Source organism: Ignatzschineria indica (genome assembly GCF_003121925.1).
Classification (GTDB): domain Bacteria; phylum Pseudomonadota; class Gammaproteobacteria; order Cardiobacteriales; family Wohlfahrtiimonadaceae; genus Ignatzschineria; species Ignatzschineria indica.
Window position 1 is genome coordinate 713101 of sequence record NZ_QEWR01000002.1, and the last position, 21925, is coordinate 735025.

Here is a 21925-nt window from a genome sequence, read left to right on the forward strand (position 1 = left end):
AGATGATAACGACTATTTCAAGGGCTTAAGCTCACAATAGTATCCATATCGCAGATTAAGGAAATCAATATTGATCTAAGACAAGATCTAAAACAAGCTCAAAGAGCTGCATCTCCTAATAACGCGCATCTTTTGGCTTCTTACCATTAGGCCAGTCATTCACTTTTCCTTCAAAATCAGGACGTGGAAGATGGGTAAAATACTCAGAAACATCCACTGCCTCTTGATCTGTTAAGACACCACCCTGACCCCATGCGCCTTCAAAATTGACGGCCATCGGCATATTATATTTTACAAATTGTGCCGCTTTATAGGTTCTTGCCATTCCTGCACCAATATTAAATGACTCAGGTCCCCAAAGGGGTGGGAAGATCACATTGCCTCGCTTATCTTTAAGACCTTCTCCTTGATCACCATGGCAACTTGCACATTGCGCTTCATAGATCGCTTGTCCACGCACAGGATCGGGAACTAAACTCTCATCGACAGGCCCTGAGTTAACAACCGCCACCTTAGCATCCGCCGGTTGACTTGCACTTAACCAGGCCATATAAGCGATCATCGCTTTCATCTCTTTCGATTCAGGATCGAGTGGCTTTCCATTCATCGAACGTTGGAAACAACCATTAATTCGCCCCTCTAAAGAGACCATTTTGCCGGCACGTGGCATCACTTTAGGATATTGATGTGCCGTTGTTAAGTAAGGTGCGCCATATTGTGCTTTTCCCTCAGCAATGTGGCAACTATTACAATTCATCGTTGCGCCGACATTATCGGGAAGAAGGCGTTTTGTCTCATTGAGAAGCACTTTACCGTAGAGAATCTCTTTGGCATTAGGCTCTTTTAAGATCTCAAGATCGGATGGAACCGTATACCAACCTAAATCTTCTCCATTTTGATCGGTCATTGGAAAACGTTCTGGATCTGCTTCTGTTAAATTCGCGGCAATCGCGATGGCACCGATCCCGGCAATAGATCCCCCTAAAATAAGGGCTAAAATCGATCTTTTCCAACCTTGATGATCTCTCTCTTTCTGACTCTTCATCGGCATACCTTCCCTTGCTTCCATCTTACAACTCTTATTCGACAATAACGATTGCTTCACTGCTACACTCTCCCGTTGATCTCCTAAAGGAGTGATCATCGGCGCGATTGAGGATTTTTTTAATCGATCCATTATTCTCATCATCTTCTCCTTTAGTTGAGGGTAATGTTAGGGGCTTTATGCCGTAAGAATTCTCTAATTTCTGCGACATCTTTCGCTTCAATTTCAGGGGCGGTATTGTTCCAACTATTACGGATAAAGTTAACAATAATCGCCACCTCCTCATCACTTAAGTGATTAAAGGCCGGCATAGTAAATGCCATTCGATCTGCCGGAGTTGCTGCCATCTTACCCCCCTCTAATGTCACTTGAATCACCGATTGAGCATTATTAGCAATCACTGCACTATTTAAGTTTAATGCCGGGAAGATGCGAGGAACACCATCACCATCGGCTCGGTGACAAGTATAACAATGCTCAACATAGAGAATCGCACCGGGATCACTATATTGACCCGATAGAAGCAGATCTGTCGTAGTATCCTCTTTTTCAGGAAGGTTTAAGATCTTATTAGGTGCCGGCGATAAACTCTTTAAGTAAGCCGCTGTAGCTGCTAGATCTTGATCACTCCAATATTGAGAACTATGCTCAATCACATCAGCCATTGCGCCAAAAGCGATAATACGATCTGTACGTCCTGTCTTTAAGAACTCCACAAGATCTTCTTGACTCCACATCTTCAGCCCTTGCGCTTCACCACGAAGACTCTTAGCACGCCAACCATCGATCACAGCACCCGAGAGGAAAAGATCGGAATCATTAGAGAGCGTCACCTCTTGATAAGCGATACCACGAGGCGTATGACAGGCTCCACAATGCCCAGGTCCTTCTACTAAATATGCACCATGATTTTCAAGATCACTAAGAGCAGGATCTGGCTGAAACTCACGTGAAGGAGAGAAGAAGAGCTGCCAATAAGCCACCGGCCAACGCATGCTCATAAACCAAGGGAATGTCGTCGGTGCATTAGGCTTCATCACTGGCTTAACACCCATCATAAAGTATGCGTACATCGCCTCCATATCCTCATCTGGCATAATCGCATATGAGGTATAGGGCATTGCCGGATAGAGTGGTGCATTATCTTGACGAACACCATGTTTTACCGCATTGGTAAACTCTTCTAAACTATAGCCACCGATACCGGTCTCAAGATCCGGCGTGATATTGGTTGAGTAGATTGCGCCAAAAGGGGTCTGCATTGCCAATCCACCGGCATACTCAGGCTCTCCGGGAACCGTATGGCACGCGGCACAGTCAGAGAGTCTTGCCACATACTCTCCCCGATTAATCAATGCCTCATCATAAGCGATCTTTGCGCTATCTGCCGGCATCTCTACCTTTCGGAAATGGGTTAAAAATGTGGACCCAGCGTAGGCGCCTAAAAACCCCACAACGCCTATAATCACCAGACTACCTATCAGCTTCTTCATACTTGCACCCCTTCTACTTTTAATGCATTTAATGCGCTTTTATTTAAATACTCAATCCCTTCAATCAACGGTGCTCCCGATTGCGCTCCCTTCTAGTGCGCACTCCTATTCGCTCTACTCTTTTCTACTTGCTCTCTCTTATTATTTTCTAGAGCAACTTGATGGAGCTATTTGAGAGGAGACTATCTGAGATGAAACTTCAAAACAATCCGCTTTATCTCAAGTCTCAATTGCCCAAAACTCGCTGACTTATTAGCTTCTCAGTCTACTGCGCACTTAATTGGAGAGAAAGCTATCCATTAGAGCGATTGACTTATTATTCTTTATCTGATTCTAAAAAGAGGTTTTTTGACTTTCTCAATATTACCAAGAGCTTAAAGCACTCCCTGTCCCTTAAAAAGCCTACTTTCCTACATCAATTGATGCTTTTTTAAAAAAGAACAATTTGCAACAGATATGACTTTCATCAAATAAAGATCAGGAAAGAGAATGGGGATAGGATTGAGATAAAGTTGAGGCGAAGTTGAGATAAAACGGGGAGTTGTCAGAATCAGGATCTCGAAGAGATCGTAATGAAGAGATCATGGTAAAAATGGTCATAACGAATGACGAATGATGATAGTGCTATGAGAGTGGAATGTATGAAAAATGACATCTATAAAATTTTATGGATAGAAATTTCACTGCCAAAAAATTAACCATAATTTGATACTTTTCAAAGAAAATCACCGCAATAAATGAAGATTCTTCTAACTTTATAAACTTCAGAAATTTCACCTATAAAATTTTTTTATCACTCTTGAAAATGATTGCCTTTCGATAGATGCTCACATAGCATAGCTCTTTTGATCTCAAAAGGACTCAAGAGAGATCAAGAGAGCTTCAAAATAAGAATAAAAGAGAGGCAGCGATATGGGTAGTAATACTGATCTACCCGTCATAATGTCATCAAAAATAGAACAATAATAATGCTTTATAAAAGAGATAGAACCCTATGGGGCGCTCTAGAGTCAGTTATGAGAAATCATAGAGCACTCTAGCGAACAACAGGATTCTATCGTGATCTATTAAAAGAGGAGAAATAGATATGATCAATGAGTGGATCAATGCGCAAGAGAGCGCAATGATTGATTTCTTAAAAACTTTAGTCAATATCGATAGCGGATCTTACGATAAAGCGGGGGTTGATGCCGTCGCTGCTGAAATTATTGAACGCTATCGTGAGCTAGATTTTGAGATTGAGATCTTTACCAATGAAACATTTGGCAATAACTATCGCCTACGTCATAAGGAAGCGAAAGAGCCGAATATCCTTATTTTAGCCCATCTCGATACTGTCTTCCCTCAAGGGACGGTTGCTGAGCGCCCCTTCTCCATTGAGGGTGATCGCGCTTATGGCCCCGGCGTTATCGATATGAAAGCGAGCCATGTTCTCGTCTATTATGCGATTAAAGCACTCCATGAGAGTGGGAATGAGGCGTATAAAGATGTAGAGATTCTTCTAAACTGCGATGAGGAGATCGGCTCACATAGCTCAAGAGCGCTTATCGAATCTTCCGCTCAAGGGAAAAAAGCCGCCCTTGTAATGGAGCCAGCAAGAGCTAATGGTGCAATTGTAAGCGCCCGCCGCGGTGTCGGAACTTATCAATTGAAGATTGAAGGGAAAGCCTCTCACTCAGGAATCGCACCTGAAACAGGAATCAGCGCGATTCAGGAACTCTCTTATAAGATTCAAGCACTCCATGCACTTTCACGCCATCAAGAAGGTCTCTCTGTGAATGTTGGCATTATCTCTGGGGGAACCTCTGTCAATACAGTTGCTCCAAACGCCTATGCAGAGATTGATGTTCGTATCTCTACTGAAGAGCAAGGGATTGAGATCGATCGTGCGGTTAAAGAGGTCTGTCGCAAACCCATGTTAGATGGCATTAAACTCACACTCACCGGTGGCATCAATCGCCCACCGATGGCCAAAACTGAACAGAGCGCTCAACTTGTAGATCTGATTCTCTCAGAAGCCAAAATGCTGGGTTTAGAGATTGAAGATATCTCGACCGGAGGTGGTTCCGATGCCTCTTTCACCGCAGGTGTGGGTATTCCGACAGTTGATGGTTTAGGCCCTGTCGGCGGACATCAACATAGTGATAAAGAGTATCTCGAACTCCCGACACTCACAGAGAGAACCGCACTATTTGCCCATATCTTAGCGAAACTTGGATCATAAGGAGATTCTATGACTCAATCTGTAAACAGAGAATCCCTTAAAAATGGGGAGCAGAAGATGAAGAAGAAATTTCAATGGGCGATGCCAGATGCCTTTATCATCATCTTTGGAATTGTGGTTCTCGCAGCAATCGCCACCTACCTTATTCCGGCCGGAAGTTACGAGCGAGAAGTGATCGGCGGTATCAATCGTGTTGTTCCCGGCAGTTTCCATGAAGTTGCCTCAAAACCTGCTTCACTTATGGATATCTTCTACGCCATCCCCATAGGTTTAAAGCAATCAGCGAGTATTATCTTCTTAATCTTTATGATTGGGGGTGCTATTGCGATCTATGATAAGACCCGAGCGATCGATTCTGGTATCAATGCGCTGATTATTAAGACCAAAGGCAATTACCGTATTTTGATTGTTGCTGTAGGACTCATCTTTGGCCTACTCTCTTCATTAGGATTAGCGGCAAATGCTGTAATCGCCTTTATTCCGATAGGTATTGCCCTCTCTCGCTCGATGAAGCTCGATGCTATCACCGGTGTTGCCGTCGTCTATTTAGGTTACTATGCCGGTAATGCGGTGGGAATTCTTGATCCTACAATTTTAGGAACAGCGCAAACCTTGGCAGAAGTCCCGCTCTTCTCCGGCATTATCTTCCGTGTTGTGCTCTTTGTGATCTTAATTAGTGTCACGATTCTCTATATTGTTTGGTATGCAAATCGTATCGCCAAAACGCCTGAGAAGAGCTATATGGCTTCATTAGCAGAAGATAATCCTGACTATGAAGATCTTGAGGCAGAAGCGAAGAGTGAAGAGGAGAATCTTAAAGAGCCCTTTACTTGGAAACAGAAATTGAGCCTCTTTATCTTTGTGGCATTTATCGGTCTCTTTCTCTACGGCGCATTTCAATATAAGTGGGGGGTTGATCATCTCTCGGCAATCTTTATCATGATGAGTATCGTTGTCGCGGCGATCTTTAAGATCAATCCTAATACTTATATAAAGACCTTTATGAAAGGGGCGCAATCCCTTGTTTATGGAGCACTTGTTGTCGGTATTGCTCGTGCGGTTATTGTGATCTTAGATCAGGGAAATGTTCTCGACTCTATTGTTCAAGCAACATTAGTGCCTCTACAGCAGACCTCCCACTACTGGGGCGCGCAGATGCTCTACTTCTTTAATCTCCTCTTTAACTTCCTTGTCACCTCAGGTACAGGGCAAGCCTCGATCGTGATGCCGATTATGGTGCCGATTCTTGATGTCTTGGATCTCACGCGTCAAACTGGCGTCTTAATCCTTAAGTTAGGAGATGGCTTTACCAATATTATTACGCCTACTTCCGGCGTATTGATGGCAGTTCTCGCAGTGGGGAAAGTTCCTTGGACACGTTGGGTTAAATTTGTCTTCCCCATCCTCTTAATCTGGGTCCTTATCGGTATGGCTGCGATCTGGGTGGCTACGGCAATTAACTATGGACCGATTTAATCGGACTCGATTCTGAGCAATGCAGAGAATCGAATAAAATATAAAAATATAAAAAAGATTAAAAAGATCCAAAAAGATCTAAAATGATAAAAAGGCTCTAAGGTCATCAACTGACTTTAGAGCCTCTTCTTTTGATAGTGAGCTATTAGCACAGGAGCTATTATCGCGATCTACTTAACTTAAAAGTTAAATTAAAAGTTAATTAAAAGTTAAATTAAAAGTGCGTGAATCTCAATAAAATTTCTTTCTTTTCTCTTTCACTAATAACTCGACTATCCCCCCATTACCGCTCACCGATTAAGCGGTTATCCTTCCTTGATCCTCTGCTATTAATCTACTCGTAGAAACGTCCTCTCTGACGAAGTAATTCACGATTGAGGTTAGGATTCTTTTCAAATGCCGCACGCCCATGCATCCAAAATTCATTATTAAGTACAACAAGATTACCAACGGGTAATTCGAGCTCAATCACACTCTTATCCGCTTCAAGTGATTGTGAAAGTGCTTTTAAGAATTTCGCCTCTTCAATTGTCTCAGGATAAGCGAACTGATCGATAAAGCAGATACAAGGACGATTATTTTTTAAGAAGAAGAGCTTACGGAAAACGATTTCCTGTACATTTTTACTCGGTGGCGCAATATATTGGAACTTATGCTCCCCTAATGAACTTTTGTGGAATTTATCGAGCTCGCTCCAATCATCGAGATGGAGTAATCGACTCTCACCGCCTACGGCATTCTCCTCAACCATCTTCATCATCAAGAGCCAATCTGTCGGCTCATTAACAAAAGTTCCATCAGTATGGAGTGTAAAGAGGCGATATGCTTGACGCAGGTAAGAATCACTATTATCGGTATCTTTTACCGTAAAGCGGGCATAATATTTACCCGTCATCGAGTCGAAGTTAGAAATCCCTACAAGATGAGCAATCGCTGTTGAGAAGATCACATACTCATCGGTATCTTCTGTTACCCCTTCAAGACCGATCGTAAACCCACCTGTTTCACGATCATTCACGATCTCACGTAACATATTCCCAAAATCATTGCCCACCTCTTCATCTAGGTAACTTGCAATCACTTGACGCTCATAAGGAGTATACTCAAGGCGTTGAACACCGATTTCCTCTTCACGAATACGCTTTAAGAAGTTCTCAACAACGCTTTTTGAGAGGTTTACATTGAGTAGACGTTTCGATTGTGGATTAAAACTGACTTCGAGCTTATCATTTTTCTGAATAAATTTAGACATTCTCTTCTCCCTATTCTCTTTTCTTTAAATACGTTAAATACGTTAAATGCTATAGATAATTTTCATGTTCGCCGTTAAATTTTAGCCACAAAAAAACCAGCAAACAGACCGACTGAAAATTTCATAAAATCTTCAATCAATCTGTCTACTGGTTTATCCATTCTTATTGGTCGGCAGTGCTGCGCTCTTCTCCATCTAAAGATGGTTGCAGGACGACTGATCCAAAATGGCTCTGCAGTTGACAATTAACGGCAAAATATATTGGGTAAGTTCAAGTTAAAGGAGTGGTTCTATTAATGAATCGATCCGATAAAGGTATCTCATTAATGAGCACTGCTATCTGTTGAACCTTGATCTTGAATGTAGCATGCAACAAAAAATAATGCTACTCCTTTTTATAAAATCTTTTCTCTTTCTATCTCCTCACCGCCTCACTTAATGGCTTAACGCCGTTTTAACTGCTGATATTGATGCTCAAGATCTTTTAGTGCCGCAATCAGAGCGCTTGTTGCCTTACCACGATAAGCATCATGGATCGCTTCAATAATTGTCTCTACACCATCATTAAGACTATAACCTCGCAATAACTGGCCAATAAAATTACGTCCAAGCTCAGTAATCAAAGTGCAATCTGCAGCTAAAATAACGCCATATTTCGGCTCAATCTCCACCGTGATTGTCATCGATTCAAAGAGATTCTTTGCTGCCATCCCCTGAGGTAAACGCGCATATCCTGCTAAAAAGAGTGTTTTACTATTCATTGATTATTCCCATCTTTCTCTGATTCTCCATCTCTTCAATTTCTCATAACGATTGCTACTTATCGTAACAGTATTGAGCTGTACTACTCAACTGCTACAGCTAACTATTACAACCAACTATGACAATTAACGACTTTCAAAAAGGTATTCTCTAACTCCACTCACTAACTCCCTCACTAACGCCCTTCTCTAACTCTCAATATGGCGCTTACCATTCCTTTTCACCCGACAAGTCAAAGTGATCAACAAAAAAATGGTGAACGATTATAATAAGTAGAAAATAAGTGGAAAGATTAGAACGAAAAAAAGAATCATGGCACATTAAAAGAACATTAAGAGAAAATAAAGATCAATATAAGGATAAAAAATAAGGATAATTTATGATAAAACTCCCCTGCTTTAAGGCTTACGACATTCGTGGAAAACTTGGTGAAGAGCTCGATGAAGCCCTTGCCTACAAGATCGGTCGCGCCTATGGCGATATCTACCAACCGAAAAAAGTTGCGGTAGGCGCCGATATTCGCCCCACTAGTGAAGCGTTGAAGCAAGCGCTTATCAATGGCCTGACCGATGCCGGTGTCGATGTGTATGATCTCGGCATGACAGGTACAGAAGAGGTCTACTTTGCCGCCTTTCATCTCGATGTTGAGGGGGGAATTGAAGTGACAGCAAGCCATAATCCGATCGATTATAACGGCATGAAGCTCGTCCGTGAAAATGCACGCCCTATCGGCATGGAGAGTGGCTTAAAAGAGATTCATGACAGAGTGATTGCCGGCCAATTTAGTGAGCCGGCACAGAAAGGGAGTATCACCTCTTACAATATCGTGCCGGAATATATCGAGCATCTCTTAACTTATATCGATCCTGTGAAAATCCGTCCATTAAGATTGGTGGTTAATGCCGGTAATGGCGCAGCCGGACATGTGATTGATGCTTTAGAAGCACGTTTTAAAGATCTCAATATCCCGATCGAATTTATCAAAATTCATCATGAGGCTGATGGATCTTTCCCCAATGGGATTCCTAATCCCCTCTTAATTGAAAATCGTGAAAGCACCCGAAGTGCGGTATTAGAGCATCAAGCAGATATGGGTATCGCTTGGGATGGCGATTTTGACCGTTGCTTCCTCTTTGATGAAAAGGGAGGTTTTATCGAGGGCTACTACATCGTTGGCCTTCTGGCACAAGCCTTCTTAACACAAAAACCTGGCGCAAAAATTGTCCATGATCCACGCTTAATCTGGAATACCTTAGCCGTTGTAGAATCGCTCAATGGTGAGGCGATTCAATCAAAATCGGGGCATGCCTTTATTAAAGAGGCGATGCGAGAGGAGAATGCGATCTATGGGGGCGAGATGAGCGCACATCACTACTTCAAAGATTTTGCCTATTGTGATAGTGGAATGATCCCCTGGCTTTTAGTAGTGATGCTCCTCTCTGAGACGAAAAAACCACTCTCAACGCTTGTCGGAGAGATGATCACCCAATTCCCTTGTAGTGGTGAAATTAACTTTAAGGTGAATGATTCAAAAGAGACTATCGCACGAATTTTAGCGCATTATGAAGCGCTCAACCCTGAGATCGATACCACCGATGGTATCAGCCTAAATTTTGGCGAGTGGCGCTTTAATGTACGCGCCTCTAATACCGAGCCGCTCCTTCGTCTCAATATCGAATCAGATCGCGCCAAAAATCCACGCCCTATGGCGGAGTATGTTGCAGAGTTAACGACATTGATTGAGCAGTAATTGACAACCTCTGCAAAGTCTCTAGAAAAGCTACGGCAAAAGATTGAATAACTCAATTGCCTAGCTCAATTGCATAGGTCAATCATAGAGATCATAAAAAATCCCTCACTTTAGATCAAAGTCGAGGGATTTTGTTATAGGTGAACTTATAGTAATATTAGAAAACTCTATTTAACTGGCATTCAACTTATAATCTCTCTAACATTATCTATATTTAAATATACATTAGATATCGTGATCAAAAGTCACAACCCATAGCTCACTTAAGTTATCGGGAGATTTTGAGGGCTCAATAAGAATCTGAGTTTCCGTCTCTTCCCCATTAAGCGCTAATTTTCCGCTCTCTAGCAATGTATAATCTTTAATTTTTGTACCATCTTTGCCGTTTTTTAACACTGCATTAATACCAAAATCATTATCATTAATAAGAGCTATACGTCTTTTATCAATTAATGCTAAACCTTCGGCTTTCTCCTGCTGCCAACCATAATCTCTAAGGTCAATAAGCAACTCTTTCTTAGCAACTTGAATATCACGATTTTCAATTTCAGCTAATGAATCAAACTCTACAGGTCGAATTTTATCTGAAGCGGTTAAATCCGTTGCTTCTGAAAGATCGACAATATAGATAAGATTACGCATACCATTTGTCTTACTCTTTCCCTGCTCAATCACTAAAATACGATTCTGGTCTAAGGCAACAATGTCACCAATTTTTGCATCCCCTAACTTATTATAAGCATCGACATCAATAGGATAAGCATACATCTTACTCTCTTCTGTTTCAGGATTATAAGCGACTAATCGAGTCACCTCTGCCGTTTTCTTTGTTTCTCCTTCAATATTTAATCCGCTCTGTACCGCCACGATAATAGTTCCATCTGGAAGTCTAGCGATTCCTTCAAACCCACGATTTGCCTGGCGCCACTTTAAGATATTTGGTAAGCCTGAAGCAACAGCCTTTTCATTTTCATTCGGTGTAGGGCCTAATTTTTTTAAAATAGTACCATCAGCACTAATGTGGGCAATGAATGGCCCATATTCATCACAAACCCAATAACCATCTTTACCATCGCTTACTATCCCCTCAAGATCTAACCCATTATCAACCGTAGATAATATTTCTAAGGTTTCGCTCAAAGGAACTTCATGTGTAGAACCTATATATTCTGAAGAGAGGGGCAAGCCAGAGATTAATCCATTCTGATCTTTTAAAGATACCGGATTAATGGATACCGCACCTTTTTCATCAACAACAATATCCATCATTGTAGGAGTAAAATTAGGCGTAACAAAAATTTTACTCTCTCCCCCATCTAGCTGAGGAGCATCTGCATTAGCCCCTCGATCTGTCACTGTCACAAACTTTAATTTTCCTTGCTCTTCCCCCACAAAGTAGAGACCTGAACCTATCCCCATCGGGATACCTTCTGGAAATTGTGACTGATAAAGTCCTTGATAAGACACTCGATCTTGATCAGGGAATGAAACAACATATTTATCAATATTAGGATCTGCGGCCAATACAATATTGATACTTCCCATAACAAATAGTGCAGCCATCAATTTGCTCAATTTCATTCTTTAATCTCCATCTTTATTGAGAAGATTTAAGTATAAAAAAAGAGTATGACAAGAAAGTTACATAATATTTGTATAATGCCGATAATAAAAGACAAAGTGGCTCAAAAATTACGATTGAAATATTTATAATGGGCTATCTACACCAATCACACTTCAATTTTTTAATTTTTACCAATATTGAATCATCAACTTAACAGATAGATTCTATACCTTTTTCTACACCTTTTACCAAATACGCTCCAACCTTCCCAATAGATTCAATCACCCGAATACCAATAGAGCCTCGAAAATGTTGATCAAATGACCAAACTCTTTGAGGCTCTATCTCGATCCTTTACTGAAGGGAGCGAAAGATAATTTTCCGGCTCTCCTGAGAGCTGGGAAATTAGCTTTCGCAACTCTCAATCTGTTCAATAAGTTAGAGTCTGGCTTAACACCCGACTGAAAATGACCAGTAACGCTAAAGGATGGAAACATCTTAGCAGATCTTAGATCACAATAAAATGCTTCTACTTATTCCCGATACCCTCTCGGATTCTCTTTCTGCCAGCGCCAGCTATCTTCGAGCATCTCTCTAAGACCATATTGGGGTTTCCAGTTGAGCTCTTTGACGGCGCGCCCATTATCAGCATAGGAGATCGCTACATCGCCACTACGGCGCTCTGTGATCTGATACGGAATCTCAACACCATTGACGCTCTCGAAGGTCTCTTTCATCTCTAGAACGGAGGTGCCATTGCCGGTACCAATATTCCATGCACGGCAACCATGCGCTTCAAGACGATTTTTAAGCGCCGATAGATGCGCTTTTGCCAGATCCACCACATGGATATAATCACGAATGCCGGTGCCATCTGTTGTAGGATAATCATTGCCGAATATGTAGAGTTTATCGCGCATTCCTACCGCAACTTGTGTCATAAATGGCATCAAATTATTGGGCGTTCCTTGCGGATCTTCCCCAATCTTACCGCTCTGATGGGCACCAACAGGATTGAAATAACGCAATAATGCGATTGACCAACGCTCATCGGCGATCGCCGCTTTTTGTAAGAGTTGCTCAACAATCAACTTTGTATAACCATAGTTGTTAGAGGGCATTCCAGTCGGCATCTCCTCTGTTAATGGGGAGATATTTGCCTCATCATAGACGGTTGCGGAAGAGCTAAAGATCAGCGTAAAGCATTCCGCCTTCTCCATCGCTTTGATCAAGGAGATAGAACCTGCGATATTATTATCAAAGTAGACCAATGGAATCTCCTGGCTCTCTCCTACCGCCTTAAGGCCGGCAAAGTGAATCACCGCTTTGATCTCATGCTCTGTAAAGAGCTCATCGAGCGCCGCGCCATCACGAATATCCCCTTCGATAAAGATCAGCGATTTACCCGTAATCTCTTCAACCCGTTTTAACGATTCAACCGAGCTGTTAGAGAGATTATCAAATACCACCACTTCAAAGCCTGCTTCTAATAATTCAATAACGGTATGTGAGCCGATATAGCCCGCTCCGCCGGTAACTAAGATCTTCATTTCGTTTCTGCTCCTTATAGATATCCTTATAGATATCCTTATAGATATCCTTGTAGATATTGAATCAATCCCTCTGTAGAGGAGTCTATCACACTGCCTGCTGGTCGATCACCCTTTAATAGAGGGATTAATTGACTGGCGATCTCTTTGCCCTTCTCCACACCCCACTGATCGAAAGGATTGATATTCCAGATCACCGATTGCACAAAAACTTTATGCTCATAGAGCGTGATCAACATCCCTAATGTCTTTGGTGTTAAGCTCTCGATTAAGAGCGTTGAACTCGGTTGATTCCCCTCATACCCTTTATAGGCAGGGATATGCTCCTCTCCCGTTTCATCTACCAATGCCGCATTTCCAAAGGCAAGAAGACGCGATTGCGCAAGACAATTGGCCAATGCCAAATCATGTTGTTCAATCAACTCTGTCGCATTCTCACTATAGGTAAATTGATCATCGGTATATCGGCGCTTAGGAGCGATAAAATCAGCACTCACCGCTTCTGTCCCTTGATGGAGTAGTTGGTAGAAAGCATGTTGCGCATTCGGCCCTACCTCACCCCAAATAATGGGGCAAGTCGTGTAATCGACCCGCTCTTCTCGACGCGTGATATTCTTTCCGTTCGACTCCATCTCTAGCTGCTGCAAATAACTGGCAAAATATTTCAGGCGCCCATCATAGGGGAGAACGGCATGAGTCTGAATATCGAGACAATTACTATTCCAGATCTCAATCATCGCCATCAAAATGGGGAGATTTTCATTAAAAGGCGCCTCTCTAAAATGGCAATCCATCATATATCCTCCCTCTAAGAAGGATTTAAAGCCCTCAACACCAATGGTGAGCGCAATAGGAAGACCGATCGCCGACCAGAGCGAATAGCGCCCGCCGACCCACTCCCAGAGATAGAGTTGCCGCTCTTTAGCAATCCCCCATCTACTCATCGCCTCACTATTACTGGAAACGCCAATAAAGTGATTTTTCAGTAGTTGTGGCTCATCGCCTAATGCCTTCTCCATCCAGCTGCGCACTGTTGCCGCATTCTTAAGGGTATCGATTGTGCCGAATGATTTTGATGAGATAATAAAGAGCGTCGTCTCCGGGCGCAATTGGTGCAGCAATTCAGAGAGTTGGCTCCCATCCATCGTTGAGACAAAGTGGATATTGAGTTCTTTTTCTGTTCGGACAGTAAAGTCCGCTAAGGCATAAGAGGCCATCAATGGCCCAAGATCAGAACCTCCGACCCCGATATTGACCACATCGGTCACCACTTCTCCTGTCGCCCCTCGATATTGTCCTTGATGAATCTGCTCCACTAAGGCATACATCTTCTCAAGTTCTCGGTGAATCGCTCGGCTGATCTCGGGATCGATCCCAAGCGCTTCAAGCGCCTTTTCCGGGGTACGAAGCGCCCAATGCATTGCTGCTCGATTCTCACTCTGATTGATCTTACTCTCCGAAAAGAGTAGCGCGATACTCTCAGCTAGCTTGCGTGATTTCGTCAGTTCGGCTAACTTTTCCAAAATTGCTTGATCGATCCGCTGCTTACTAAAGTCGATCAAGAGCCCCTCTAACTGAAAGTGAAATTGATTAAAGCGATCAGCATCCTCTTCAAATAGACGCGCAAGTGGTTTCTTCTGCATCGATTCTGCCATCGCTTCTAGCGCAATAAAGTGTGGATCTGCCGATAAAGGGGGTAATGTCTCTAATATCGTTAATGATTCTTTCTGCATCGATCGTCTCCCGGCTCTAACGGCCGATTCCCTTATAGATAAAGCCTAAATTTTGCATATAGTGTGGATCAAAGATATTGCGTCCATCGAGAATAAAGGGGTGCGCCATCTTCTCTTTGATCAAGGTATAATCGGGGCTAAAGAATTCCTTCCATGCCGTTAAGATAATCAGAGCATCGGCATCTTCGAGCGTCTGATACTTATCATCACAATAATCGATCGGCTCAAAAGGATAGGCACTCTTCACTGCCGGCATTGCCGCCGGATCAAAGAGCGAGATCGTTACCCCTTGTGCAACCAGTGCGCGAATCATCTTATGGATGGGGGAATTGTAGATACTCGCCGTCTCCTCTTTAAAAGAAGCGCCCCAAATGGCCACTTTTTTGCCGGCAAGATCGCTCTCGTAATAACGCCAGAGATGGCGGAAGAGTACCTCTTTCTGATCCTCATTCACTTCCCAAACTTGATCCATCAAACGGCTTTTAACCCCACGGCGCCCCACCTCTTCAGAGAGCATCAAAATATCGCTTGAGAAGTTCTCTCCCCCAAAACCCGCTCCCGGCGAAAGATAAGCACCACCAATTCGGCGATCTGCCGCTAAACCCTGTTTAACATTGAGGATATCCACCCCAATACTCTCGGCAACATTAGCAAGGTCATTCATATAACTGATGCGCGTTGCGAGCATCCCGGAGATACTCAACTTCGTGAGTTCCGCATCGAGAATCGGCATCACTAACCATTGGGAAGGAAGTGGGAAGAAGGGACGAAAGAGCTCTTTAAGTCGAATCAATGTCTGTTCCGATTCTATCCCCACAATCAGCTGTGCAAGATCGATAAAACTCTTCACGGCATTTCCCTCTTGTACGATATCAGGAAGATAAGCCCAATCCGCTTCTGGAAATGCTTGGCGCAATGCCTCCGTACCATAGAGTCCAAACGTCGAACCATTGATCAAAAGCGGGATATTATGCTGCTTCTGCTCAATATGATTCTCGGCAATTCTACTTGCCATCTCTTCTAAAAAATCGGTCGCTCTGCTCTTCTCTAACGCATTAAAACTGAGAAAGTAACAATCGATCTCCGTTGAAAGATCCATCAACTCTGCCATAGAATCGAGCTGCTTGAAGCTTTTCGCCTCCTCTAAGCGCTTTAACTCTGCTAAGAGTTGTGGGTCTTGAAGATGGGGAAAGAAGGATTGTTCCCCCTTATTCTCTCCTCGATCAACTCCCGTTAAAACATAGACCTCATTGCCATATTTAGAGAGTAGCGCCGTTAAGACGCCGGCTTGCAGGGTTGATCCGATAATGGCGATCTTCATAACTTTATCTCACGTGCAGATTTTTCGATTAAAGCTCTGAAAGGCGCGCCCAATGTCGGGTGAATCGCACCATAATGGAGAACCGCTTCTAAATACCCGATTTTACTACCACAATCGAAGGTCTGCCCCTTCATGCGATATGCTTCAATCGGTGCTTCTTTCTGTAATAGTGCAATTGCATCGGTGAGCTGAATCTCATTGCCGGCACCTTTCGGCGTCTTCTCAAGAAGCGACATAATCTCCGGCGGAAGAATATAACGACCAATCACCGAGAGATTCGAAGGCGCGCTTCCCACTGCCGGCTTTTCCACAATTCCCTGCATCACAATCGATTCCCCTTCTGCCGGGGTTGATGCCACATCCACAATCCCATATTGATCCACCAAAGATGCCGGCACCTCTTCCACCATAATCTGCGCTGCCTGGTGCTGATTGTAATACTCAATCATTCGCGCAAGATCATTCTCTTCCCCTTCGTTATAGACCAATACATCAGGGAGAAGGACGGCAAAAGGCTCATTGCCGATCAAGGATTTCGCGCATAATACCGCATGCCCCAAGCCAAGTGGCTCGCCCTGACGCACGCTCACAACGCTCACCCCTTTCGGCAGAATCGATTCAATCTCCGCTAAAATATCGAATTTTTGTTTCTCTTTCAGGATCGTCTCTAACTCAAAGTTCTTATCGAAATAGTTCTCAATACTCCCTTTTGAGCTATGCGTTACTAAGATAATCTCCTCAATCCCTGCTTTGACTGCCTCTTGCACCACATAATCGATCACAGGACGATCGACCACCGTCACCATCTCTTTCGGAATCGCCTTACTCGCCGGCAGAAAACGGGTCCCTAAACCCGCAACAGGTAAAATTGCTTTCTTAATCATGAATATCCCTACTATTGGTCAATAACGATAATAACTATAAATGACTATAAATATCTATAATGGGTATAAGGATATCAATAATTGGGATAAGAGAGAATGACTATTGCTAAGAAAGGAGGATCTTCTCTCACTCATCTAAGAAGTTATCTGAAAACTCTCTGAAAATAACTGACTAAACGATCAATGACCATAAAGAAACAGAAACAAATTGATTAAAATATACTTACTCCGACAATTTGTAATTTTACTTCCTACAATTTCTTCACGTTATTAATAAAAGAATACTTTGGGTAAAAAATAATATGGAGAAAAAAACTATAACGCAAAATGAAGATAATAAAATCTATGAAAAGATTTTAGAAGACACCATAAGTGAGCACGAAGACCTAAATAAAAGTATCAAAGGCATAGATGATAAAATTAGTAAATATATTGTTTTCATCCCTCTATTGCTGCTTGTAGGAAGTAATTTATTTCTTAACTTTATTCGCAATGCTGAAACTTCTGGAGTGGAAAATTATAATCCACTCTATGTTAGTTTATTTTTTATATTCATTGTTGCTTTATCTGTAATAATTATTTTTAAATGTCTAAAAGCTTTAGATTTTAAACGCATTATGAAACCAACAGTTGGTCTACAAAGAATCGAGCTTTTTAATGAAGAAAAGTTATCAGAAGAAACAAGCTACAACGAATACCTGATGTGGTCGATAGCCTACTATAGTGATATCATAGAGCTAAATGAAGATATAAAGAGCGAAAAGATCAATAACTTAAAATGGGTCCCTACTCTTTTAAGACTCTCTTGCCTCTCCCTTCTTATGATGCTTTTGAGTTTTATCCATTATGCGTGGTAAAAGGAGATAACAACATGACACTAGAGAATAATGCCAAAGAAAAGAGAGAAAAAGACCAAATGCTCACCTACTTTGAGTATTACAAGAAACTCTCTGAAAAGCGACGCGCACTTATTAAGAAGAAAGCGAATATCAGAAGATTGCGCCCTTCACTAGAATCTTATGATCCTAAATGGGAAAAATGAGATATATGAAAATATAAAAATTAGGGGATAGATGTAGAGGCATTTATTCCAATACAGCCCCCCTGCCACCAAAACGGAGTTGCTACATGATTTTCCTCTTGCAACAAATAAGGAAAGCCAACTGAGAAGCGCATCATCGATATATTGCATCTGCGCTACATCTGCGTTGTGATAATTTCTGTAATAACGTTTTGCTTTTTAACTTATAGAGATATCTGCAAAAAAACCTCATAAAAAGCTCAATAGTCGAGCTACTTTATGAGGTTTTTGATCTTCATTTAAATCGACACTATCAATAATCTGTTTGTATCGCTGTACTTGTATTGATGCACTTGTATCAATCTGCTTGTATCAATGACCTACCTGTTTTCTCTTACTGATCAACAAATACTACAAGCTAATACGCTTCGTGAAGATATTCCACCCAGATCCTAATCCTCTCTTAGAGTAGGCTTCCTTTATCTGATAACAAGGATAGCTCCCGGTCACTTCACGCTCTAGCTGAGTTTTTACTCTGCGTCCCTCATCTGATTGCCGTATTTTTTCCATTGTGTCATAACACTGGTTATAGGTCTCAACAAAGCGCTGATCATCGTTGATAAATTGATTCACGATAGCAGCATTTTGAGTATTCCAACTCTTTTGCCAAACATCACAGGCAGAACCCGGTCTCTTATCCAAATTACAATAAGTCGCTTGTTGTTCCGTTAAGGCTTCAAAGTTCTCTTTTGAGAGTTGATCTTCCCCCTCCTTAAAGGCCTCTTCATGGATCTCTTTCCAAGCCATGCACTCGGGGGTATTTCTTTGGGCGAGGCTGTTACACTCTTTCTGTTTTAAGTATTCAGTAATAATCTCATCCCAATCTTTATCGATCAGTGATTGGGAGATACGATTTTTAGCCTCTTTGGTCGCCTTCTGCTTTGCTTCTAATTCTTGTTGTCTCTTAAGTTCTCTCTCCGCTCTCTCTTTCTCTCGCTCAATCTCTTTCTGTTTATTAAGCGCATCAAAAGCCGCCTGACACTCTGTATCTGCCTTCAATTTAGCGAGCGCCTTTTCATCCTTTCCCGCCATCAATATCTTTTCTAATTGGCTATTACAGCTCTTTGCCTTCTCTTCTGCTTTATCTAGGTGCTTAAAGTAGTAATCTTCATCCTTCGGGGTACAAGCTACCAGTAACGCCGAGATAAAGCCTAAAAGAACTATTTTTTTCATCATTGATCCTTTTGTCATTTTCGCTTCAAATTTTTCGTTTTAATATAATATCACTTATTATAAGTAATCGATATTTTGGCATTAATTTCCATGAAATTTATAGATTAATATTAATCATAGAATAATAGTAATATCTCAGGCCTCTATTTTTTAAAGGTGAAAAAATTACACCGATAGTGATCTTTATTGTTGTGCTGATGGCGTTGGTGATTTTGCCGGTTTCGATATTGAGATTGGTAGGATAGAGAGCCATCTGCCGGCAATCAGTTCTAAAAATTACCCCCATTATAAGCTCATACAAACATCCCTAAACTTATCTTAAAATATAGCTCTATCAACTTATAACTATTGCTAAAACAAGTAGTTGCAGCTAATATATTCAACAATACGCCCGGGTACCTCTGCATTATACTTAATGTACGTCCCGGCTCTCTTTTATTGAGTGAATCTCTTATTGATCCTTAATCGATTGATCAACTTCATCTAACTTCTGATTTAAACGATCCCACAATGGTTTAATCTGTTTTCTAATAGCCTTAGAATTCATAACTTCAGAAGCTCTCAGCCCATAAGTAATGAAGTTTCTATGTCCTAAGTGACTATATCTTTCATACAGTTTCTTTCTACGTAATGGCACTTTATAACCCATTTTTTTAGATTCTTTATTGACCGTATTCTTCACTAAACGAATTGATTTATTCATTTTTTCAGAAAATCGAGCTAAAGCAGCTGATCTTAACAAAATTCGTTTACCATCATATGTAAACCCTAAGTATTGAAGCGCTTTATTACTTTTACTATCTCTAAATAGTCGTTTCTCTGTTTTTTTAGAATTAATAGACAGTCCATATGCTTTTATTTCTGAAGCAACAAAGCTTTCGACATCAAATTGTTGAGACTTAGGAAGTATAAATAACATATCATCACAATAGCGACGATAACTTCCACCTAAATCATTCATTTTTGAATGCAATTTTTGGTCGAAATTTAACATAAAGATATTAGAGAGCAACGCACTAATAGCTGTTCCCTGGGGAATACCTCTATCTGTATTATTAATTGAAATATATTCCTTTTCTCTCACCCGAGATCGAAACTCATAAGCAGAGCAGATCCTTTTACGCTGATGCCATGGATTGTTTAAAGAGATTTCAAACTCTCTATAAATCTCATCCCTTATGCAATAAGCGTAACGAGTTAATGATCGATACACCGCATAATGATCTTCCGGCAATTGATCTTTATGAAGAAGTTTTGCCCAAGCATCCTTTAGATGTTGATGATCAAGGTTATCAAAAAAACCGGTAATATCGAGCGCAATAACGTCACAATTTTTTCGTGACTCTATCTCCTTAAAAGCCTCATAAGCAAAATCTACATTCGACTTACCTAACCTTCTAAAAGCTAAAACAACATCGGAAAGATTTAATTGCGAAAGAATCTGCTCATAGGATAATTCTAAAACTTTTCCGTAGTATGCATAAATATGGGAGTCTAAATGTGAGGCATAAGTAATTTCTCGTGCTTTATGGGTTTTAACCAAAGAAGCATCTTCTGATGCTTTACCTAGTTTTATTGTAAAAGCACAATACCTCAACATTGGATAAAAGCTGTGACGCGCCACCTTTTTAGGGTTTGTCACAATTGCTCGAGCTGCTTTTATTCCGATCTGCTGATCAAAATGTAGGTACCCTCTATTTCGGTACCAATCAGAACTTTTTAATTTCATCTAAGCCATATAATGCAAAACCCCAAACAGGTCGGACTGTGGCCATCCTATACTGTTTGGGGCTTAACAAACGTAATCTTTTACGTATTCTTTGCGATAAAACCGCTGTGCCACCATATGTTGCATATGATCTATAATATCATTGCTTCAGTCTCACGAGGAGGACTAAAGATGCGTATTACCATAAATATTCATATTAAGCATATTCATATCTACAGCATTGTCATCGGAATAATCACCAATAACTGGAGGATTATTCTGGTTGACATCATGTGATATCCCCCCATTCCTATTAAATGGGGCAAATACAAAATAGCTTAAATATAAATATTAAGCAACAATATATAGAAAATGCAGAATATGATTAATATTAAGATATAAAATAACAGAGTCAGAAAACATCACCCATCCTCCTAAAGTCACTATAAAAAGAGAGTGGTATTATTAATGATGATTAACTTCGTACAAGGAAATCTTTTTCACGCCGATGTAGAGGCATTAGTCAATACTGTCAATTGTGTTGGAGTAATGGGACGAGGGATTGCTCTACAATTTAAAAAAGCATTTCCGGAAAATTTTCTGGCTTATAAAAAGGCCTGTGATTTACAACAAGTTGTACCTGGAAAAATGTTGATCTTTGAAACTGGTAGCCCCGTTAACCCTAAACTGATTATCAATTTCCCTACTAAAAGACACTGGCGTAGTGCAAGTAAAATAGAAGATATTAACGCAGGTTTAGACGCATTAATCACTGAAATTAGAACAAGAAAAATCAGATCTTAACGTGATGACTATCCCATCGTTTACAAAGAGGTCATCATTGGTATTGATATATTAGATATATTAGATATATCGATTCATGATAGTTCTATTTTGAAGATTCCAGCC

Annotated in this window: 16 protein-coding genes and 1 pseudogene; 6 read left to right on the plus strand and 11 right to left on the minus strand. The window is 41.2% G+C overall.

Features of this window, described 5'->3' with window-relative positions:
• Positions 1-115 precede the first annotated feature (115 nt).
• Positions 116-1045 carry a c-type cytochrome gene (locus DC082_RS03235; protein WP_109236180.1) on the minus strand — a complete coding sequence of 310 codons (930 nt, stop codon included), beginning with the start codon at positions 1043-1045 and terminating at the stop codon, positions 116-118.
• Between the two features lie 152 nt (positions 1046-1197).
• Positions 1198-2538, minus strand: a complete 1341-nt coding sequence (locus DC082_RS03240) for a c-type cytochrome (RefSeq protein ID WP_109235732.1) — start codon at positions 2536-2538, stop codon at positions 1198-1200.
• Between the two features lie 1090 nt (positions 2539-3628).
• Between DC082_RS03240 and DC082_RS03245 the strand changes: the two genes are divergently transcribed.
• A complete protein-coding gene (locus DC082_RS03245) occupies positions 3629-4762 on the plus strand; it encodes a M20 family metallopeptidase (protein ID WP_109236181.1) in 1134 nt (377 codons plus the stop codon).
• A 9-nt stretch (positions 4763-4771) separates the two neighbouring features.
• The gene (locus DC082_RS03250) at positions 4772-6238 is read left to right on the plus strand and encodes a YfcC family protein (RefSeq protein ID WP_229821552.1); all 1467 of its coding nucleotides are present in this window, start codon (positions 4772-4774) and stop codon (positions 6236-6238) included.
• A gap of 334 nt (positions 6239-6572) precedes the next feature.
• Here the strand turns inward: DC082_RS03250 and glaH are convergent, their stop codons facing one another.
• Together glaH and DC082_RS03260 are read right to left on the minus strand one after the other, a co-directional pair.
• A complete protein-coding gene (gene glaH / locus DC082_RS03255) occupies positions 6573-7490 on the minus strand; it encodes a glutarate dioxygenase GlaH (RefSeq protein WP_109235733.1) in 918 nt (305 codons plus the stop codon).
• Between the two features lie 443 nt (positions 7491-7933).
• Complete coding sequence (locus DC082_RS03260) at positions 7934-8251, minus strand: DUF3870 domain-containing protein (RefSeq protein WP_094567078.1); 318 nt, start codon at positions 8249-8251, stop codon at positions 7934-7936.
• A gap of 380 nt (positions 8252-8631) precedes the next feature.
• On the opposite strand from DC082_RS03260, the gene DC082_RS03265 reads away from it, so the two are divergent.
• Positions 8632-10002, plus strand: coding sequence for a phosphohexomutase domain-containing protein (locus tag DC082_RS03265; RefSeq protein ID WP_109235734.1), 1371 nt, complete (start codon positions 8632-8634; stop codon positions 10000-10002).
• A 225-nt stretch (positions 10003-10227) separates the two neighbouring features.
• Here the strand turns inward: DC082_RS03265 and DC082_RS03270 are convergent, their stop codons facing one another.
• The 5 genes from DC082_RS03270 to galU all read right to left on the minus strand — a co-directional run bounded on the left by DC082_RS03270 (position 10228) and on the right by galU (position 17054).
• The gene (locus tag DC082_RS03270; RefSeq protein ID WP_109235735.1) at positions 10228-11583 is read right to left on the minus strand and encodes an esterase-like activity of phytase family protein; all 1356 of its coding nucleotides are present in this window, start codon (positions 11581-11583) and stop codon (positions 10228-10230) included.
• A gap of 516 nt (positions 11584-12099) precedes the next feature.
• Positions 12100-13116: a UDP-glucose 4-epimerase GalE gene (gene galE / locus DC082_RS03275; RefSeq protein ID WP_109235736.1), complete on the minus strand. Its 1017-nt coding sequence runs from the start codon at positions 13114-13116 to the stop codon at positions 12100-12102.
• A gap of 38 nt (positions 13117-13154) precedes the next feature.
• Positions 13155-14849, minus strand: coding sequence for a glucose-6-phosphate isomerase (gene pgi / locus DC082_RS03280; protein WP_109235737.1), 1695 nt, complete (start codon positions 14847-14849; stop codon positions 13155-13157).
• Between the two features lie 16 nt (positions 14850-14865).
• Complete coding sequence (locus DC082_RS03285; protein ID WP_109235738.1) at positions 14866-16170, minus strand: nucleotide sugar dehydrogenase; 1305 nt, start codon at positions 16168-16170, stop codon at positions 14866-14868.
• The gene (gene galU / locus DC082_RS03290; RefSeq protein WP_109235739.1) at positions 16167-17054 is read right to left on the minus strand and encodes a UTP--glucose-1-phosphate uridylyltransferase GalU; all 888 of its coding nucleotides are present in this window, start codon (positions 17052-17054) and stop codon (positions 16167-16169) included. Before galU ends, DC082_RS03285 begins: the two co-directional genes overlap by 4 nt.
• Before the next feature lie 302 nt (positions 17055-17356).
• Here galU and DC082_RS03295 point away from each other — a divergent pair, with 302 nt between their 5' ends.
• Together DC082_RS03295 and DC082_RS10705 are read left to right on the plus strand one after the other, a co-directional pair.
• Positions 17357-17911, plus strand: coding sequence for a hypothetical protein (locus DC082_RS03295; RefSeq protein WP_109235740.1), 555 nt, complete (start codon positions 17357-17359; stop codon positions 17909-17911).
• Positions 17912-17925: 14 nt separating this feature from the next.
• Positions 17926-18096 carry a hypothetical protein gene (locus DC082_RS10705; RefSeq protein ID WP_157953455.1) on the plus strand — a complete coding sequence of 57 codons (171 nt, stop codon included), beginning with the start codon at positions 17926-17928 and terminating at the stop codon, positions 18094-18096.
• Between the two features lie 390 nt (positions 18097-18486).
• Here DC082_RS10705 and DC082_RS03300 read toward each other — a convergent pair whose 3' ends face one another.
• Both DC082_RS03300 and drt2 read right to left on the minus strand, forming a co-directional pair.
• Positions 18487-19308: a hypothetical protein gene (locus DC082_RS03300; protein ID WP_109235741.1), complete on the minus strand. Its 822-nt coding sequence runs from the start codon at positions 19306-19308 to the stop codon at positions 18487-18489.
• A gap of 451 nt (positions 19309-19759) precedes the next feature.
• Positions 19760-21037 carry an antiviral reverse transcriptase Drt2 gene (gene drt2, locus DC082_RS03305; RefSeq protein ID WP_109235742.1) on the minus strand — a complete coding sequence of 426 codons (1278 nt, stop codon included), beginning with the start codon at positions 21035-21037 and terminating at the stop codon, positions 19760-19762.
• Between the two features lie 450 nt (positions 21038-21487).
• Between drt2 and DC082_RS03310 the strand changes: the two are divergent.
• Positions 21488-21817: pseudogene (locus DC082_RS03310) on the plus strand (macro domain-containing protein); the annotation flags it as partial.
• Between the last annotated feature and the right edge of the window lie 108 nt (positions 21818-21925).

What these genes read in the sequence shown, in the direction of transcription:
- galE (WP_109235736.1), bottom strand. Translation starts at nt 13,116, where the DNA reads ATGAAGATCTTAGTTACCGGCGGAGCGGGCTATATCGGCTCACATACC.
- DC082_RS03250 (WP_229821552.1), top strand. Translation starts at nt 4,772, where the DNA reads ATGACTCAATCTGTAAACAGAGAATCCCTTAAAAATGGGGAGCAGAAG.
- DC082_RS03285 (WP_109235738.1), bottom strand. Translation starts at nt 16,170, where the DNA reads ATGAAGATCGCCATTATCGGATCAACCCTGCAAGCCGGCGTCTTAACG.
- DC082_RS03270 (WP_109235735.1), bottom strand. Translation starts at nt 11,583, where the DNA reads ATGAAATTGAGCAAATTGATGGCTGCACTATTTGTTATGGGAAGTATC.
- DC082_RS10705 (WP_157953455.1), top strand. Translation starts at nt 17,926, where the DNA reads ATGACACTAGAGAATAATGCCAAAGAAAAGAGAGAAAAAGACCAAATG.
- galU (WP_109235739.1), bottom strand. Translation starts at nt 17,054, where the DNA reads ATGATTAAGAAAGCAATTTTACCTGTTGCGGGTTTAGGGACCCGTTTT.
- DC082_RS03240 (WP_109235732.1), bottom strand. Translation starts at nt 2,538, where the DNA reads ATGAAGAAGCTGATAGGTAGTCTGGTGATTATAGGCGTTGTGGGGTTT.
- DC082_RS03300 (WP_109235741.1), bottom strand. Translation starts at nt 19,308, where the DNA reads ATGAAAAAAATAGTTCTTTTAGGCTTTATCTCGGCGTTACTGGTAGCT.
- DC082_RS03260 (WP_094567078.1), bottom strand. Translation starts at nt 8,251, where the DNA reads ATGAATAGTAAAACACTCTTTTTAGCAGGATATGCGCGTTTACCTCAG.
- pgi (WP_109235737.1), bottom strand. Translation starts at nt 14,849, where the DNA reads ATGCAGAAAGAATCATTAACGATATTAGAGACATTACCCCCTTTATCG.
- drt2 (WP_109235742.1), bottom strand. Translation starts at nt 21,037, where the DNA reads ATGAAATTAAAAAGTTCTGATTGGTACCGAAATAGAGGGTACCTACAT.
- DC082_RS03265 (WP_109235734.1), top strand. Translation starts at nt 8,632, where the DNA reads ATGATAAAACTCCCCTGCTTTAAGGCTTACGACATTCGTGGAAAACTT.
- DC082_RS03235 (WP_109236180.1), bottom strand. Translation starts at nt 1,045, where the DNA reads ATGAAGAGTCAGAAAGAGAGAGATCATCAAGGTTGGAAAAGATCGATT.
- glaH (WP_109235733.1), bottom strand. Translation starts at nt 7,490, where the DNA reads ATGTCTAAATTTATTCAGAAAAATGATAAGCTCGAAGTCAGTTTTAAT.
- DC082_RS03295 (WP_109235740.1), top strand. Translation starts at nt 17,357, where the DNA reads ATGGAGAAAAAAACTATAACGCAAAATGAAGATAATAAAATCTATGAA.